At 64.4% G+C, this 18,442-nt stretch carries 11 protein-coding genes; 9 read left to right on the forward strand and 2 right to left on the reverse strand.

Annotated elements, in window-relative coordinates; translation table 11 throughout:
* The first annotated feature begins 139 nt into the window (after positions 1-139).
* The 4 genes from BMY84_RS02430 (at position 140) to BMY84_RS02445 (ending at position 10,187) form a co-directional block, all read left to right on the forward strand.
* Entirely contained in the window at positions 140-3,163 is a 3,024-nt protein-coding gene (locus BMY84_RS02430; RefSeq protein WP_093080094.1) for a glycosyl hydrolase family 28-related protein, read from the forward strand.
* Between the two features lie 135 nt (positions 3,164-3,298).
* Positions 3,299-6,262, forward strand: a complete 2,964-nt coding sequence (locus BMY84_RS02435) for a TonB-dependent receptor plug domain-containing protein (RefSeq protein WP_093080097.1) — start codon at positions 3,299-3,301, stop codon at positions 6,260-6,262.
* Between the two features lie 80 nt (positions 6,263-6,342).
* Positions 6,343-9,408, forward strand: coding sequence for a glycosyl hydrolase family 28-related protein (locus tag BMY84_RS02440; protein WP_093080098.1), 3,066 nt, complete (start codon positions 6,343-6,345; stop codon positions 9,406-9,408).
* Between the two features lie 20 nt (positions 9,409-9,428).
* A complete protein-coding gene (locus BMY84_RS02445; protein WP_371262399.1) occupies positions 9,429-10,187 on the forward strand; it encodes a ThuA domain-containing protein in 759 nt (252 codons plus the stop codon).
* 6 nt (positions 10,188-10,193) lie between these two features.
* Here the strand turns inward: BMY84_RS02445 and BMY84_RS02450 are convergent, their stop codons facing one another.
* Entirely contained in the window at positions 10,194-11,387 is a 1,194-nt protein-coding gene (locus BMY84_RS02450) for an MFS transporter (RefSeq protein WP_177203868.1), read from the reverse strand.
* A 209-nt stretch (positions 11,388-11,596) separates the two neighbouring features.
* Here BMY84_RS02450 and BMY84_RS02455 point away from each other — a divergent pair, with 209 nt between their 5' ends.
* Complete coding sequence (locus BMY84_RS02455; RefSeq protein WP_143074962.1) at positions 11,597-13,018, forward strand: MFS transporter; 1,422 nt, start codon at positions 11,597-11,599, stop codon at positions 13,016-13,018.
* 69 nt (positions 13,019-13,087) lie between these two features.
* Positions 13,088-14,023: a LysR family transcriptional regulator gene (locus tag BMY84_RS02460; protein WP_093080105.1), complete on the forward strand. Its 936-nt coding sequence runs from the start codon at positions 13,088-13,090 to the stop codon at positions 14,021-14,023.
* A gap of 51 nt (positions 14,024-14,074) precedes the next feature.
* Here the strand turns inward: BMY84_RS02460 and BMY84_RS02465 are convergent, their stop codons facing one another.
* Complete coding sequence (locus BMY84_RS02465; RefSeq protein WP_093080107.1) at positions 14,075-15,403, reverse strand: aminomethyltransferase family protein; 1,329 nt, start codon at positions 15,401-15,403, stop codon at positions 14,075-14,077.
* Positions 15,404-15,559: 156 nt separating this feature from the next.
* Between BMY84_RS02465 and BMY84_RS02470 the strand changes: the two genes are divergently transcribed.
* Genes BMY84_RS02470 through BMY84_RS02480 form a run of 3 tightly spaced genes read left to right on the forward strand, consistent with a single transcriptional unit; the run spans position 15,560 to position 18,231 of the window.
* Entirely contained in the window at positions 15,560-16,513 is a 954-nt protein-coding gene (locus BMY84_RS02470) for a methylenetetrahydrofolate reductase (RefSeq protein ID WP_143074963.1), read from the forward strand.
* A 27-nt stretch (positions 16,514-16,540) separates the two neighbouring features.
* A complete protein-coding gene (gene purU, locus BMY84_RS02475) occupies positions 16,541-17,392 on the forward strand; it encodes a formyltetrahydrofolate deformylase (protein ID WP_093080112.1) in 852 nt (283 codons plus the stop codon).
* A gap of 2 nt (positions 17,393-17,394) precedes the next feature.
* Positions 17,395-18,231: a bifunctional 5,10-methylenetetrahydrofolate dehydrogenase/5,10-methenyltetrahydrofolate cyclohydrolase gene (locus tag BMY84_RS02480; protein ID WP_093080115.1), complete on the forward strand. Its 837-nt coding sequence runs from the start codon at positions 17,395-17,397 to the stop codon at positions 18,229-18,231.
* Positions 18,232-18,442 lie beyond the last annotated feature (211 nt).

The raw sequence follows: 18,442 nt of genomic DNA on the forward strand, positions 1-18,442 counted from the left end.
TTTGGGGCGGGGAAGATCGGTCCCACCGCTATAAGGCCGCGCCACACCTCAGGAAAACTACGACCTTTGTCGCAAGTGCCAATCTGCGCCCCGTCCCCTAGCCATGCTGCATCCAGAAAAAGAGACATAGGAGGCGGACATGATCGGACGCAGCATGATCGCGGTTTTGCTGGCGGCAACCGCATTGGGAGCACCGGCTTTTGCCGCGACGACCTCGGTCTTCCCGGTCGCACCCGCCGAGCCCCATGCGGTGACGGTGAAGGCCGTCGGCGACGGCCGCGCCGATGACAGCGGCGCGATCCAACAGGCGCTCGATCAGGCCCGCGACACGACTGGCCATGGCATCGTCTTCCTGCCATCGGGCACCTATCGCATCACCCGCTCGCTGATCGTCCCGGCGGGCGTGCGCGTCTATGGCGTCGGCCCGACCCGCCCGCTACTGCTGCTCGGCGCCAATACGCCGGGCTTCCAGCAGGGCGTGTCGACCATGGTGATCTTCGCCGGCGGCGATCAATATCAGGTCGGCAAGGTGCCGGTCCCGGTGCCGACCGTCGTGCCCCGCGACAAAGTGGTCCGCGACGCCAATTCGGGCACCTTCTATTCGTCGATGAGCAATGTCGATATCGAGATTGGCGCGGGCAATCCGGCCGCCGCCGGGGTGCGCTTCCGCATGGCCCAGCATGCCTTTCTCAGCCATATGGAATTCCGCCTCGGCACCGCCTTTGCCGGCGTCTATCAGGCCGGAAACGTGATCGAGAATGTCCATTTCCAGGGTGGCCGCTATGGTATCGTCACCGAAAAGACCTCGCCCGCCTGGCAGTTCACCCTGCTCGACTCTACCTTCGACGGCCAGAGCGACGCGGCGATCCGCGAGCATGAGGTCGACCTCACCCTCGTCAATGTCGCGATCAAAAACACGCCGGTCGGGATCGAAATCGACCGGGGCTACAGCGACAGCCTCTGGGGCAAGGATGTCCGGTTCGAAAATGTGTCCAGGGCCGGGGTCGTCATCTCGAACGAGAAGAATGTCTTCACCCAGATCGGCTTCGACAATGCGCTTGTCCTGAACAGCCCGGTCTTCGCCCGCTTCCGCGACAGCGGCAAGACGATCGACGGCAAGGGCAAGGCCTATAAGGTCGCCAATTTCTCCTATGGCCTTGCCGTGCCCGCGCTCGGCCACACCGGCGAATACGCCACCACCGCCGACATCCAGCCGCTCTCCACCATGCCAGCGCCGCGCGCGCCCGCGATCCGCGACCTGCCGCCGATGGACCAGTGGGTCAATGTCCGCACGCTGGGCGCTGTCGGCGACGGCAAGGCGGACGACACCGCCGCCCTGCAAAAGGCGATCGATGCCAATCGCATCCTCTATTTCCCCACCGGCTTCTACAAGGTCACGGACAAGCTGACCCTGCGCCCGGACAGCATCCTGATCGGCCTGCACCCGGCCATCACCCAATTGTTCATCCCGGACAATAACCCCAAACATGCCGGCCTCGGCGCGGTCCTGCCGATCCTGGAAAGCCGCAAGGGCGGCGACAATATCCTCTCGGGCCTCGGCCTCTTCACCGGCCGGGTGAACCCGCGCGCCTCCGCCCTGCTCTGGCGTTCGGGCGAACAGAGCCTGGTCGAGGACGTCAAGATCATGGGCGGCGGCGGCACGCCCACCGCCGATGGCAAGATGCTGGGTACGTTGCGCGTCAACACCGGCGACCCCGTCACCGACAGCCGGCTCGACGCCCAATATCCCAGCATCTGGGTGACGGACGGGGGCGGCGGCACCTTTGCAGACGTGTGGAGCCCCAACAGTTTCGCGCAGGCGGGCTTCTACGTCACGGATACCGACACGCCCGGCCATGTCTATGAAATGTCGGTCGAACATCATGCCCGCAACGAAATCGTGCTCGACAATGTGCGCAACTGGGAGTTCCTTGCCCCCCAGACCGAGCAGGAAGTGGACGACGGCCCCGACGCCATCTCGCTTGACATCCGCAACAGCAGCAACCTGCTCTTCGCCAACTATCATGGCTATCGCGTCACCCGCACCTATGCGCCGGAAAAGAGCGCGGTGAAGATCACCAACTCCGGCGATATCCGCTTCCGCAACGTCCATGTGAATGGCGAGAGCGGCTTTGCCACCTGCGACGATGAAGGCTGCGGCACCTTTTTGCGGGCCAGCAAATATCCGTTCGACAATGCGATCGAGGATGTCAGCCGCAAGCTGCTGGTACGCGAACGCGAGTTTGCCGCGTTGGATATTGGCCCGGCCGGCAGCGCGGTCCCGGTAGCGACGCCTTCGGGCACCAAGGTCGAGAAGCTGGAAGATGGCTTCTGGTCCATCTCCGGCGCGGCGGTGGACGCGCAAGGGCAGCTCTATTTCATCGACCGCCGCTTCCAGCGCATTCACCGCTGGAGCGAGGCCAAGGGGCTGGAGATCGTCCGCGACCATGCGCTCGATCCGGTCAATCTCGCCATCGACGCGTCGGGCCATGTCATGGTCCTGTCCTCGCTCGGCGCGAAGGGCGGTGCCTATTCTTTCGACCCCGCCGGTCCCAAGGACGCGATGACCCTGATCCAGCCGACCCCGATGCGCAGCACTGGCGCGGGCAAGACGCTGCTGCCGGTCAACTGGTGGAATAATGGCGAATTCCGCGATCAGCTCGACCCCAAGACCTACGAGTTCACCACCCTCGCCGAAATGTTCGCCCGCGACGCGGGCACGCCCAAGGCAAAGGAATATGTCTCGCCCGACGGCAGCCTGTCCCTGCCGGCCTTCCGCGTCTGGCAGCAGGGTCCGGTCGACCATACCGGCTGGCGCTGGTCCGATGGCCTAAACGCCAATGGCTTCGTCTCCGGCAAGATCGGCGATCGCCTGTTCGTCACCAACGGGTCGGAAAATATCACCTATAGCGGCACGGTGGGATCAGGCGGTACGCTGACGGCGCTGAAGCCCTTCGCCAATCGCGGCGGCGAAAGCGTCGCGGCGGACGGGCAGGGCAGGGTGTTCGTCGCGAACGGACAAATCTTCGTCTATGGCGCCGACGGCAAGGAAACGGGGCGCATCGACGTGCCCGAACGCCCGCTCCAGATCCTGTTCGGCGGCCCGGACAAGCGCACGCTGTTCATCCTGACGCACCACGCGCTTTACGCCGCAAAGCCCTGAAAATCCGGCCTTCCGCTGCATCTACGACCTATGTCGTAAGTGCGGCGAAGAAGGGCAGGGGGTAATACGCACATAATAGCCCGTCATGGGCGCCCGGCGGCGGGAGGGCTGTCGGAGATAAAAGGGGATGGATGAATGAAAGTGACGATCGCACTCCACCGGCATCTGGCCAGCGTCAGCCTGGCTGCCGTCGCGCTGGCTGGCACCGCGCAGGCCCAGACCGCACCAGCCCCGCAAGCCGTCGCGCCGCAGGAAGACGCCGCACAGACCGAATCCCCCCGCGCCGCCGACATCGTCGTCACCGGATCGCGCATCACCACCAGCGGCTTCAATGCGCCCACGCCCACCACCGTCATCGGTGAGGAGCAAATCGCCAACAACGCCCAGCCCAATATCTTCAACACCATCGCCCAGCTGCCCTCGCTGCAAGGCTCGACCGGTGCCGCCACCGGCACCTTCTCCACGTCGAGCGGCCAGCAGGGCCTCAGCTCCTTCTCGCTGCGCGGCCTTGGCGCGATCCGCACTCTGACCCTGCTCGACGGCCAGCGCGTCGTCGGCGCGAACGTCACCGGTGTCCCAGACATCTCCATGTTCCCGCAACTGCTGGTGAAGCGCGTCGACGTCGTTACCGGCGGTGCCTCGGCCTCCTACGGTTCGGACGCGGTCGGCGGCGTGGTCAACTTCATCACCGACACGCATTTTGAAGGGTTCAAGGGCAATATCCTGGGCAGCATCACCAAATATGGCGATGATGAAACCGCGCTGGTGCAGGCCGCCTATGGCAAATCCTTCATGGACGATCGGCTGCATGTCGTCGTCAGCGGCGAATATGATCATGAAGGCGGCGTGGGCGCCGGCGACTTCGGCACCGATCTGGCCGGCAGCCGCAACTGGTATCGCGCCACCACGCTGATGAACACCGGCCAGACCAATAACGGCCTGCCGCAATATGTGTATCGCGACTATGCGCAGCCCTATCAATATGCCCGCTATGGCCTGATCAACAACGGCCCGTTGCAGGGCATCGCCTTCGATCCACAGGGCAACCCCTATCAGTTCAACTATGGGTCGAACGGCACGCCGACCGGCACCGGCGCCGTCACAAACTGCTATCGCGGAAACAGTTTCTGCGAAGGCGGCGACCTGTCGGGCGCGCCGGGATCGGGTGCCTCGCTCAAATCCTCGCTGGAGCGCATCAACGGCTATGGCCGGATCGGCTATGATTTCGCCGACGACAATGAAGCCTATGTCACCGTTAACGTCGCGCAGGTGAAGACCAACAACCAGCCCAACCCCGGTTACACCCGCTCCAGCCTGACGGTGCAGTGCGCCAATGCGTATCTGCCGCAATTGGTGAAGGATCAGTGCGCGGAGGCGGGCATCACCTCCTTCAGCTTCGGTTCCTCCAACGGCGCCTTCCCCGATCCGCAGGTCTATACCGACCGCAAGCAATATCGCTTCGTCGCCGGGGCCAAGGGCAAGTTCGGCGCGGCCGGGACCGACTGGAATTATGATGCCTATTATGAACATGGCATCACCATCTCCGACATCCGGGTGAAGGATATCGTGCTGCAAAGCCGCTATGCGGCGGCATCCAATGCGATCGAACTGAACGGTGCGATCGTCTGCGCCGATCCGGTTGCCCGCGCCAATGGCTGCGTGCCGATCAACGTCTTCGGCGGCTTCACTCCATCAGCCGCCGCGCTCGCTTATGTCGCGCCGCACGACAATGGACCGTTCCAGCACACCAAGCTGACCCAGGATGTCGCCAGCCTCAACTTCTCGGGCAATCCGCTGGAGCTGTGGGCCGGGCCGCTCTCGCTCGCCTTCGGTGCGGAATATCGCCGCGAATTCTACCGCGTGAATGCCGATCCCTATGGCGCGGGCGTGTCCGATCTCAGCCCCAACAGCGCCGACTATCCGGCTGATCCGCTGCTCAACTCTTCGCTGGGCAGCAACTGGGCAGCGGGCAATTACAAGAACGGCCGCGGCAAATATGAAGTCTATGAAGGCTTCGTGGAAATCGACATGCCGCTGTTCGACAGTGAGGCGATGGGCCGCGCCAATCTGAACGCGGCCGGTCGCGGCACCCATTACAGCACGTCGGGCACGGTCTGGGCATGGAAGGTCGGCGGCACATGGGACACGCCGCTCGATGGCATCCGCCTGCGCGCCGTCACCTCGCGCGACGTCCGCGCGCCCAATCTGTCCGAACTGTTCGCCGCGCCGACCGTCACCTCCGTTCCCAGCTTCAACGACCCGTTCCAGGGCAAGGCGGTGCAGATTTTCCAGAACACGATCGGCAACGCCAGTCTGAGGCCGGAAATCGCCCGCAACACCGAATTGGGCATCGTGCTGGCGCGCCCCTCCTGGCTGCCGGGCCTCAGCCTGTCGTTCGACTATTATGATATCAAGCTGAAGGGCGTCGTCTCCAGCCTGTCGGCGCAGCAGATCGTACAATTCTGCTTCGAAGGCAATCAGGCCTTCTGCGGCGGCTTCAGCCTCGACAATGCCGATCCCAGCCTCAACTATGTCAATGTCCAGCCGTTCAACCTGGCCTCCTGGCGGACCAGCGGTTTCGATATCGAGGCCAGCTATCAGTGGCAGCAGCCGCTCGGCCTGCCGGGCAGCTTCACCGTCCGCGCGCTGGGCACCCATATCCGCAAGTTCATCGTCAATGCCGGCATCGCGGGCGTCGATCCGGTGGATCAGGCGGGCGCCAACAACGGCAATACGCCCGACTGGAAATGGCTGGCGGTGCAGACCTATGACAGCGGCCGGTTCAGCCTGACGGTGCAGGAACGCTGGTTCAGCGACGGCACTTTCGGCAATCAATATGTCGTCTGCCAGTCGTCCTGCCCGACCTCGACCGCCAACCACCCGACGATCGACTATAACAAGATGAAGGGCGCCTTCTATGTCGACATCGGTGCGACCTTCAAGTTCGGCGACAATCTGTCCATCTATGGCAAGGTCGACAATCTGTTCGATCGCGATCCGACCGCATCGCCCCAGACCAACACCGGTCTGGACGTCAACCCCGCACTCTATGACACGCTGGGCCGGGTCTATCGCGCCGGTGTCCGCTTCAATTTCTGATAGAAAATAAGATACCCTCCCCCCAAACTCGTCCCGGTCCTGCACGGCCGGGACGTCTTCTTTTTTACGGAGCCTGATGGATGTATCGCGGCCTATATGGTGGATTGAGCGGAGCCTGCGCGTCAGTGCTGCTATATCTGGCGGCGGCGCAGCCAGCCCATGCTTCGCCGTCCGTCTACACCAGCATGCCCGACGATGCGCGCGCCGTGACGGTTCGGGGTGTGGGCGATGGCCGCGCCGATGACAGCGCGGCGATCCAGCAGGCGATCGACGCGGCGGCGGCCAAGGGCGGCGGCGGCATCGTCTTTCTGCCCGCCGGCACCTACCGCATCAGCCGCACCCTCTTCCTGTGGCCGGGCGTTCGCATCTTCGGCATCGGCGAAAAACGCCCGGTGATCGAACTGGGCGCCAAAACCCCCGGCTTCCAGCGCGGGGTCGCCCATATGCTGATCTTCGCCGGTGGCCAGCGCCAGACCGACAAGGACGGCACGCCCGCCGCCTTCCCCCCGGCCGGCAGCGTGCCCTTCGACAAAAATGTGGCGGACGCCAATCCCGGCACCTTCTATTCCGCGCTCGGCAATATTGATTTCCGCATCGGCGACGGCAATCCGGCCGCGACCGCGATCCGCTTCCATTCCGCCCAGCACAGCTTCGTCAGCCATGTCGATTTCGATATCGGATCAGGCCTTGCGGGCCTCTACCATGTCGCCAACGAAGCGGAGGATCTACATTTCAAGGGCGGCCGCTATGGCATCCTGGCTGAAAAAACCTCCCCCGCATGGCCCTTCGCCTTGGTCGATGCGACGTTCGAGGGGCAGCGTGACGCCGCCATCCGCGAACATGAAGCGGGCCTGACCCTGCTCAACGTTGCCTTCCGCAATGTGCCGGTCGGGATCGAGATTGATCGCGGCTATGGCGACTGGCTCTGGGGACAGGATGTCCGCTTCGAAAATGTGTCGAAGGCCGGCGTCATCATCTCCAACGAGAAGAATGTCTATACGCAGGTCGGATTCCAGAATGTGATGGCCGCCAACACCCCCACTTTCGCCCGCTTCCGCGAGAGCGGCCGGACGGTCGCGGGGAAGGGTGCTACCTACAAGGTCACGTCCTTCACGCACGGCCTGACCCTGCCGGGCCTCGGCCACATCGGCGAATACAAGACCGACATGCAGGCGGAGAGCATCGCCAGCCTGCCCGCACCCGCCGCGCCCGCCATCCGTCCGCTTCCCTCCGTGTCCGACTGGGTCAATGTCCGCACGCTGGGCGCGAAGGGCGACAATAGCACGGATGATACTGCCGTCCTGCAAAAGGCGATCGACAGCCATCGCGTCGTCTATCTCCCCGCCGGTTTCTACAAGGTCAGCGACACGCTGCGTCTGCGCGCCGACACAGTGCTGATCGGCCTGCACCCCAGCCTGACCCAGATCGTCCTGCCCGACGGCACGCCCGCCTTTCAGGGCGTCGGCGCACCCAAGGCGCTGGTCGAAAGCGCGCAGGGCGGCGACGCGATCGTGGCTGGCATCGCGCTCGACACCAATGGCGCCAACCCCCGCGCCACGGCACTCCTCTGGAAGGCCGGGGCCAACTCCATGGTCAATGACGTCAAGTTCCAGGGCGGCCATGGCACCGACGCCTTCGATGGCAGCCGGCGCAATCCCTATAACAACAATGCCACCGCCGATCCCGATGCCGCGCGCCGCTGGGCCGGCCAATATGCCAGCCTGTGGGTGACGCAGGGCGGCGGCGGCACCTTCGCCAATATCTGGAGCCCCAGCAGCTTTGGCCATCCCGGCATATTGATTTCCGACACGGAAACGCCCGGTCGCCTGATTCAGGCGTCGGTCGAACATCATGTCCGCACCGAAATCGGCCTTAATCGCGTCGCCAACTGGGAATTGCTCGCCCCCCAGACCGAAGGGGAAGCGGGCGAGAGCGGCGATGCCGTCGCGCTCGAAATCCGCGATTCCCGCAACATCCTGGTCGCCAATTTCCACGGCTATCGCGTTACCCGCACGCGCAAGCCTGCGCCGACCGCCGTGTCGCTCTATAATTCGCACGATATCCGCTTCCGCAATGTCCATGTGAATGCGGAAAGCGGGGTCGGCACCTGCGACGAAAATGGCTGCGCCACCTTCCTGCGACTCACCAAATATCCGTTCGAAAACGCCATTACGGACGTGACTCACGGCCTTGAGGTGCGCGAGCGCGAATTTGCCGTGCTGGACGTGCCGGCCAAGCCCGAACCGGTCGCCCCCTCGACCTTCGGTAACGCCCAGGTCGCCAAGCTGGCCGACGGCTTCTACGGCATTGGCGGTGGCGCGGTCGATGCGCAGGGGCGGCTCTATTTCATCGACCGCTTCTTCCAGCGCATCTGGCGCTGGTCCGACACGGGCCGTCTGGAAATGGTTCGCGACGCCGCGCTCGATCCGGTGAACCTCACCATCGACAAGTCCGGCAATTTGCTCGTCCTCTCCTCCTATGGCCGCAATGGCACGGTCTACAGCGTCACGCCTGACGCGCCGGAAACGCAGATCAGCGTCATCCCCGCCACCCCGGCGGCCCACACCTCAACGGCACAGGGCGGCGCGGCCACGGTCTTCCCGGTCAACTGGTGGGTGAATGGCGAGTTCAAGGATCAGATCGATCCCAAGACTTATCAATTCACTACCTTGTCCGACATGTTCGCCCACGACACGGCACAGCCCCATGCGCAATCCTATGTCTCGCCAGACGGCAGCATCGCCCTTCCGGCCTGGCGCGTCTTCGCGCAGGGACCGGCCGATCATCGCGGCCTGCGCTTCTCCCATTCGCTCGACAGCTATGGCTTCGTGCAGGGCAAGCCGGGTGAGCGCATCCATGTCACCAACGGATCGGAAAACCGCACCTACAGCGCGTTGGTCAGCGCCAACGGCACGCTGAGCGACCTCAAACTCTTCGCCGATCGCGGCGGGGAAGGCGTGGTCAGCGACGCACAGGGTCGCGTCTATGTCGCCAATGGACAGGTCTTCGTCTATGCGTCCGATGGCAAGGAAATCGGCCGGATCGATGTGCCCGAACGGCCCCTGCAACTGCTGTTCGGCGGGGCAGACGGCAAGACGCTGTTCATGCTGTCGCACCATGGCCTATATGCGGCGCATATCGACTGAAAGGGGTGGCGATGCGGCGGATGATCTGGGCCTTGCTGGCGCTGCTGGGGATGATCATCCCCTCGGCGGCGCTGGCCGATCCGCAATATAAGCTGCTCGTCCTCTCCATCCCCAACAAATATCATTATGAATATATTCCGGTCGCCCGCGACAGTCTGGAGCGACTGGCGAAGCTCCATGCTTTCGAATTCACCTGGGCCAATCGGACCGATGTGTTCGACGGCGACCTCAGCCAATATGCGGCGGTGATGTTCCTCAACACACCGGGCGAGGAACTGAACGCCGCCCAGCGCGCGAAGTTCGAGGCTTATATGCGTGGCGGCGGCAATGCGATCGTCGTCCACCGTGCCGCCATCACCCCGCCTAATGACTGGGTCTGGTATGAGAAGCTGGTCGGCCGCAGCTTCATCAACCATCCCATGCTGCAAACCGCTGCGGTGACGATCGCCGACAACGGCTTTCCCGCCACCTTCGGCCTGCCCGATCGCTGGATCTGGAGCGACGAATATTATGTCCTCGCCAATCCTTATCATATCGCGATCCACCCGGTGCTGACCGTGGATGAAAGCAGCTATGACCCGACGAAAATCTGGCCGGGGCAGGTGGCAAAACCCATGGGGCCGGACCATCCGGTTGCCTGGTATCATTCCTATGAAAAGGGCCGCGTCTTCGTCACCACGCTGGGCCATGATGTCGAAATGTATCGCGACCCGACCTATCTCGCCCATCTGATGGGCGGCATCTGGTGGAGCGCGACCGGCCGGGGCATGGCGCGCTGACCGGGGTCAGTGCGCCGCTGCCACCGCGGCGGTCAGCGGTCGCCGCCACACCGGCCAGCCGATCATGCAGACCAGCAGCGCCACCGCCAGAAACAGCAGCATCGTCGTCGGCCCGGCATGCAGCGCCTGAAAGGCTACGGGTGGGCCGAACAACACGCCCAGCAGCGTAATCTGCGTGATCAGGCCACTCGCCGCGCCGGTGCAGGCAGGGGAGGGCGTGACTGCGGGCAGCAGCGCCCACATGCCCACCAATATCCCCAGCCCAAACATCAGCGCACAATTCATCACGATCGCCAGCATCAGGCTGGTCGGCGCCAGCACCAGCCCCAGTCCCGCCAGACCGCACATCGCCACGCTTGCGACCCCCATCTGCCAGGGCTTCAGGCCCCGATTGAACAACAGGCCGAAGGAGAAGGCGCCCACCATGTTGCAGACCATCGCCAGCGCGTTGAAACTATGCACCTGCGCTTCGCTCGCCCCGATGCTGCCGGCCAGCAGGCGCGGCAGGGAGGAGACGAAACCGGTCTGGAGGAAAGCGGCAGCGGCGAAGGACGCCCCCAGCACATAGGGCCATGGGCTGCGCAGCACCTGCCCGATGCCGTTCAGGCGTGACCGGCCCGTTTCCGGCGCCACGCCACCCGTCAGGCAGGCGATCGCCAATGCCATCAACAGCGCCACGCCACCGGCATGCAGCAGGAATATCGTCCGCCATCCCCCGGCATGACCGAAGGCCGCGCCATAGAGCGACGCGATCACGAAACTCGCCGGAATGACCGTGGACCACAGCGCCAGCGCGGCCGTGCGTGCCCTTCCGCTGGTCATACGCATGATCATCGTCACCGCCGCCACGACGATGCAGACATAGCCCAGCCCCGCCGCGATCCGCCAGGCGAGCAGCAGCGTCATATCATGCACCGTCACCACGCCGATATCGCCCAGCAGCACCAGCGCCCCGCCGATCAGCATCATCCGTCGGTCGCCGAACCGGTCGACCAGCGCGCCGATCGCCAGCGAAGCCAGCGCCGCCGCCAGTGCGGGCGCCGACATGACCCAACCGATGGTGGAGGGGGAGGGCGGCCGGAACTCCGCCGCGATGCCGCCCAAAGCGGGCAGGGCGGCGCTGACCACCATCATGCCGAAGACGCCGATCAGATAGATCAGGATGATGCGCGACCAGGGTGCGCGCTCGGCTTGCGACATGCAGGGCTCCTCCGAAATTCTCTTTTCTGTGCTTTCCTTGTCGGCCAACTGCCCGATGGCGGCAACCGGACGGGCGACACTTCTATGTTGCCAAAACCGCACCAATGCGCGGGTTGCGGACCCTGCCGGCATTTGACACCCTTAAGGCATGAACAGGGCCGGGGGCGACAATCGCGCTGCGGCATTATCCCGGAAATTGGAGACAAAGGGTGAGCGAGAGACTGGCGTCTATGGTGGGCGGGCGATCGATGCTGGTATCGCTGATCGTCGCGATCGCCTTCTTCATGGAGACATTGGACGCGACAATCATCGTCACGGCCCTGCCACAGATGGCGCGGGACTTCGGCGTCGATGCCGCGCGGATGAGCATGGGCATCACCGCCTATCTGATGGCGGCGGCGGCCTGCGTCACCGCGTCGGGCTGGCTGGCCGACCGGGTCGGCACACGCACCCTCTTCTGCGGGGCGATCGGCCTGTTCACCTTGTCCTCGCTGGTCTGCGGCCTGGCGCCCGATTTCACCACCTTCATCGTCGGCCGCGCCATGCAGGGCGCGGCGGCGGCGATGATGTCCCCGGTCGGCCGGCTGGTGGTGCTGCGCACGTCGGAGAAGAAGGATCTGATGAAGGCGCTGTCCGCGCTCATCTGGCCCGGCCTCGTCGCGCCGGTCCTTGGCCCGCCGCTCGGCGGCTGGATCACCGATGCGGCGTCCTGGCACTGGATCTTCTACGTCAACATTCCCGTCGGCCTGATCGGCATGGCGCTGGTGCTGGCCTTTGTCCCCAATGAGAAGAAGGAACCGACCCGCTTCGATGGCCGGGGCTTCATCCTGACGGCGGTGGCGCTGCTGGCGCTGACCTATGGCTTCGACCTGCTGGGGCTGCGTGAAACATCGGCGCTGGCGATCGGCCTTGGCCTGATGCTGTTCGCGCTGGCCGTGGGCATGGCGGCGCTGCGCCATATGCGCCGCACGCAGGCGCCGCTCGTCCGGCTGGAGGCACTCAAGGTCCACAGCTTCTTTATCAGCAGCGTGACCGGCGGTGTCCTCTCCCGCGCGACGATCAGCGCCACGCCCTTCCTGCTGCCCCTGATGTTCCAGCTCGCCTTCGGTCTCAGCCCGCTGGAGGCCGGGGGCATGCTGATGATCTACATGCTGGCCAATCTCGGCATGAAGATGCTGACCAACCCCGTCATCACCCGCTTCGGCATCCGCGCGACGCTCATCTGGAGCAGCATTGGTGCGGGCATTACGATTGCGCTCTGCGCCTTCATCGTGCCGGAACAGCATCTGCTGCTCAACGGACTGATCCTAGCTCTGGCCGGCGCGGGCCGCTCGCTCCAGCTGACCGCCATCACCATGGTCAATTTCGCCGACATCGCCCCGCAACAGCGCCAGCCCGCTTCGGTCCTCTCCTCGCTCACCCAGCAGATCGGCATGGGCGCGGGCGTGGCAGTGGGCGCGCTGCTGCTGACGCTCAGCCAGATGGCGCGGGGCGCGGATGCGATCGGCCTTGCCGACTTCCGCGTCGCGCTGGTGCTGGCCGGGGCGATGAGCGCACTCGCCGCGCTCTCCTACCGCAGTCTGGCGCGCGATGTCGGCGACGAAATCAGCGGCCATCGCGCCCGCGCCTGAACCTCTTGCCAGTTCCCTGTGCGCCGGGAATAAAAGGGCGCACCATATAAAAGAGAATAGGAGGGGGGGATGGACCGCCTGGCGACGATGATGACCTTTCAGAAGGTCGTCAAATATGCCAATTTCACCACGGCCGCCGACGATCTGGGCATCAGCCGGACGCTGGTGTCGCGCCATGTCGCGGACCTTGAGGCCTATCTCGGCATCCGCCTGCTCAACCGCACTACCCGCTCGGTCACGCCGACCGAAGCGGGTTTGCGCTATCATGAGCTGTGCAGCCGCGTGCTGGGTGACATCCGCCATGGCGAGGAGGAAATCACCGCGATCAAGAATGAGGTGGAGGGGGAGATTTCGATCCTCTGCCCGATCTGGATCGGCAGCTTCGGCATATCGGTCGCCACGGCGGAATTTTGCGCGCTCAATCCCAAGGTCGGCGTGAAGATCCATTTCGCCGAACCGTCGAGCAACCCGCATGAATTTCTGGCGATGGGCTTCGATGTCTGCATCCAGCCCAATGTGCTGCGCGACAGTTCGATCATGGTGAAGAAAATCGGCCAGATCGATCATATCCTTGCTACCTCGCCCGCCTATATCGCCCAGCATGGCGCACCCGCGCAGATCGCCGATCTCGCCGTGCATCAATGCCTCGCCAAAACAACCGAGACGTCCTGGACCTTCGCAAACGGTGAGCGCGTGCCGCTGCCCCAGCCGCCACGCTTCTCCTCCAACAGCGTCTTTGCTTTGCGGGAGGCGGCGGCGGGCGGCCTCGGCATCGCCATGCTGCCGCAGGGGATTATTCAGGGGACGCTGGCGCAGGGCGCTCTGGTCCATGTCCTGCCCGATTATCCGCTGGCCAGCCGTCCGCTCTACGTCGCCTTTCCGCCGGGTGGAGATGCGCCGCGCAAGACCCGCGCGCTCATCTCCTTCCTCGCGGACTGGTTCAAGGCGCGCGGCAGCGCGACCCGCAGCCTCGCCTCGATCCAGGACGACACGCCCCGCACATAGCAAAACGCCCGGTCCTTTCGGGCCGGGCGTTTCATCACCTCAAGCGGAGGATCAATCCTTCCGATAATCCGTCCGCGCATGATCATTATAGGGTGACGGCGCCACCGTTGCGCGCAGGCGCCGGAAGCCGAAATCGCCCGCCGGATCATGGCCGGGACCGGGATGCTCGCCCCAGACGAATTCGACCTGCGTGCCGGGCGCCGCATGGTCCTGATCGACCAGCGCCAGCGACAATATCGTGTTCAGCGGCCCGATCAGCCCGGTCTGGAACGACATGCCGACCATTTTGCCGCCCGCCTCGATCCGATAGCGGCCATAGGTGTTGAGATAGTGCGGCTGGCCGAACACCCGGTCCATATCTGCCTTGTCGAAGATCAGCGTCACGCGGCGGCGGCGATAATCATCCTTCGCCCGTTCCAGCGCCTCGCGGCCCAGATAGTCATGGTTGAAGGCGATCGACTTGCCATAGCCCAGCTCGAACGGGGAGACATAATAATCCTCGATATTGTCCGAATAGAAGCTGCCGTGCAGCGGCTTCTGCCCCTCATAGGAAAAGAGGCTCAGCCATTCGCGATAGCCGCGCAGGTCGGGATCGCTGAAGATGCCGGGCGTGGGGGTGGGGATCCAGCCGCTTTCGATACCGTTGGTATAGTAGGCCTTGCCGCCGACATGGACCAGGCCGAATTCCTCGCCGGCCTTCAGGATCGCGTCCTTCACATAGGCGGCGTCGGCCCAGTCGCCGATGAACTCATAACCGGGCATCCCCGCCATGCCGTGGCGGAAGGCGCGGAAATTGCGGCCGCCCAGCGACACCGGGGTCGAATGGAAGAATTTGGTCTTGGGCAGCGGCCCGCCGAACAATTTCTCCGCCAGCGGCAGCGCGTTCGGCCCCTGAATCTGATAGCGGAACAGGATCGGTTCGCCCGCCTTGCGCAGGCCGGAGTCCGGGTCGACCCGCATCTCCACATCATAGCCGCCCTTTTCGCCATGATAGCGTATCCAGCTTTGCGAAGCCGGCACGCCCGACAGGTTGAACCGCTCCTCCGCGTCGCGCATCAAAATGCCGTCGGTGACGATGTCGCCCTTGGCCGTCACCGGCACGAACTGCTTGGCCTGTCCGACGACGAAATTCTCGTAATTATTGGCGCTATAATCCTTCAGCAGGCGCAGCGCGTCCGGCCCCTCGATCCACAAGTCCCACATATGATGCGACAGGTCGCTCAGCGCCACATTGTCGCGCCAGGCGGCCTGTTCGGCGCGCCATCCGATATATTCGGGCTGGATCACCGGCACTTCCCAGCTCTTGGCATTGGGCTTCCAGACCACGCCCAGCGGCGATCCGGCGTCATCGATCGCCTGTTGCAGGCTTTTGGGCGTCATGTTCATTCCTTTCCTCGATCCTCCTGCCGCGTTCTCGCGGCCCGTCATGGGGTTTAGCAAGGCTCGACTGTCCCCAGATACGCCCCGATCCGCGCCACACTGTCGCGTCTTCCGCAACAGCGCGCGGACCGCCCGGAAAGCCGGGAAAAGCGCGGAATGCCCGTCTTCCGCACCAGATTGTTGCGGGTTCGTGCGCTACTGCCGTGCTGGCGCCGGTGGCATGTCGCGACCATCCCGACACAGCGACAGGTCATGCCGATGTTCAGCGACATTCTTAGCAATTATAGTATCGAAGCCACGGCGAAGGACGCCGCCACCATCGTCATCGCCGACAATCTGCCGTGCCCGGCGCAGGTCTATGTCCCCTATCTGCCCGAAGAGAGCGATGCTGCCCGGATCGACGCCTGCGCCATGATCCGCGCCGCCGGGCTCTTGCCGGTGCCGCATATCTCGGCCCGGCGCCTGCAAAGTGAGGTGGCGCTCGATGCGCTGCTCGGCGCGCTGCGGGACCAGGCACAGGTCGACACGATCTTCCTGATCGCGGGCGACCTCGCCCGACCGGTCGGGCCGTTTGCGGACAGCCTGTCGGTCATCGCCACCGGCCTCATCGAACGACATGGCATCAAAAGCGTCGGTATCGCGGGCCATCCCGACGGCCATCCCGATGTGGCGGAAGATGTCATCTGGCAGGCGATGCAGGACAAGGTTGCCGCCCTGACCGCGCGCGGGCTGGATAGCCAGATCGTCACCCAATTTTCCTTCGACGCGCAGCGCGTGCTGGACTGGCTGCGGCAGGTGCGGGCGCGCGGCATCGGCCAGCCGGTGCGCATCGGCATTCCGGGGCCGACCGGCGTGCGCACCTTGCTGCGCTATGCCGCGCGCTGTGGCGTCACGGCGTCGGCGGGCGCGGTCGCCAAATATGGTCTGTCGCTGGGCCGCCTGTTCGGCAATGCCGGGCCGGATCGCTTCGTCGCGGATTTGCAGGCGGGACTGGAACCGACACGGACGGGGCAGGTGCATCTGCACATCTTCCCCTTCGGCGGTTTCGCCCAGACCGCCGACTGGCTGGTGCAGGCAGGCGCGGCGCCGCGCGGCTGCCGCGCCGCCTGACCCCCATCATAATATCAGGAGAGACACATGCCCCAGACCTATACGCTCGTCCTCAGCTGCCCCGACCGGCCGGGCATCGTCCATCATGTGAGTGGCGCGATCTTCGCGCAGGGCGGCAATATCCTCGAATCCCGCCAGTTCGACGATCGGGAAACGGGTCGCTTCTTCCTGCGCATCATGTTCGAAAGCGACAAGGATGTGGACAGTTTGCGCGATGCAATCGCCCCGCTGGCGGGCGACTATGGCATGAACTGGAAACTGGTGCCGGCGGACCAGCGGATGCGCGTCCTCATTCTGGTGTCGAAATTCGACCATTGCCTGGGCTATCTGCTCTACAAGCAGCGGATCGGCGAGCTGCCGATGGATATCGTCGCCATCGTCGGCAACCATCCGGCCGACGCGCTGACCGTCAGCCAGATTGGCGATATCCCCTTCCATCACCTGCCGATCACGAAGGACAGCAAGCCGCAGCAGGAGGCGCGGATCAAGGCGCTGGTCGATCAGACCGGGGCGGAACTGGTGATCCTGGCGCGCTATATGCAGATATTGAGCGACGATCTGGCCGTCTTCCTGTCGGGCCGCTGCATCAACATCCATCACAGCTTCCTGCCCAGCTTCAAGGGCGCCAAACCCTATCATCAGGCCCACGCCCGCGGCGTGAAGATGATCGGCGCGACCGCCCATTATGTCACCGCCGACCTCGACGAAGGGCCGATCATCCATCAGGCGGTCGAACCGGTCAGCCATGAGGATTCGCCCGATGCGCTGGTCGCCAAGGGGCGCGAGATCGAAAGCCGGGTGCTGGGTCGGGCGGTCGGCTGGCACATCGCCCACCGGGTGCTGCCCAACGGCGCCAAGACGGTCGTGTTCGGGAACTGACCATGGCGCAGATCGTGCGGGGCGACATCATCGCCCGCGAACTGGAGGCGGAGACGCGCGCGGGCGTGGCCGCGCTGGCGCAAGGCGGCATAGCTGTCTCACTCGCTGTCATTTTAGTGGGCCATGATCCGGCCAGCGTGATCTACGTCCGCCGCAAGCAGCAGGCGGCGGCGCGGGTCGGCATCCGCTCGGTCGAGCATCGGCTGGACGCCGCAACCAGCGAGGCGGACCTGCTCGCGCTGATCGACCGGCTGAACGCCGATCCCGCCACGCACGGCATATTGGTGCAACTCCCGCTGCCGCCACAGATTGCCAGCGACCGGGTGCTGGGCGCGATCGCGCCGGACAAGGATGTGGATGGCTTTCATCCCGTCAATGTCGGGCGGCTGTCCACCGGCACGGGTGGCCTCATCCCCTGTACGCCGCTTGGCTGCATGATGCTGCTGGAGCGGGTGATCGATGATTTTCGCGGCCTCAAGGCCGTCGTGATCGGCAAGTCCAACATCGTCGGCAAGCCGGTGGCGCTGCTGCTGCTGGAGCGCGAATGCACCGTCACCGTCACCCATATCCACACCCGCGGCCTGCCCGATATCGTGCGCAGCGCCGACATCGTCGTCGTCGCGGCGGGCAGTCCGCGGCTGGTACGGGGCGACTGGGTAAAGCCGGGCGCGGTGTTGATCGATGTCGGCATCAACCGAAATGCAGACGGCCGGATCGTGGGGGACGCGGCGGCGGACGAAATGGACCACGCCGGCGCGCTGACCCCGGTGCCGGGCGGGGTAGGGCCGATGACCATCGCCTGCCTGCTGCGCAATACGGTGCAGGCGGCTAGGCACTAATCCGTTCGTCCTGAGTAGCCCCTTCGACTGCCTGCCAAGGTCCAAAGCAGGCACGTGACTGCTTTGGACGCTCAGGACAGGCATTGAGCGAAGTCGAAATGGCGTATCGAAGGATCAGTGCTTCGATACGGGTCTTCGACTTCACCTGTGGCGAAGTTTATCCTGAGCGCCTGCTGCAAGCAGGCAGTCGAAGGGCTCAGCCCCTACTCAG

Origin of the sequence: Sphingobium sp. AP50, from assembly GCF_900109095.1 — a bacterium.
Classification (GTDB): domain Bacteria; phylum Pseudomonadota; class Alphaproteobacteria; order Sphingomonadales; family Sphingomonadaceae; genus Sphingobium.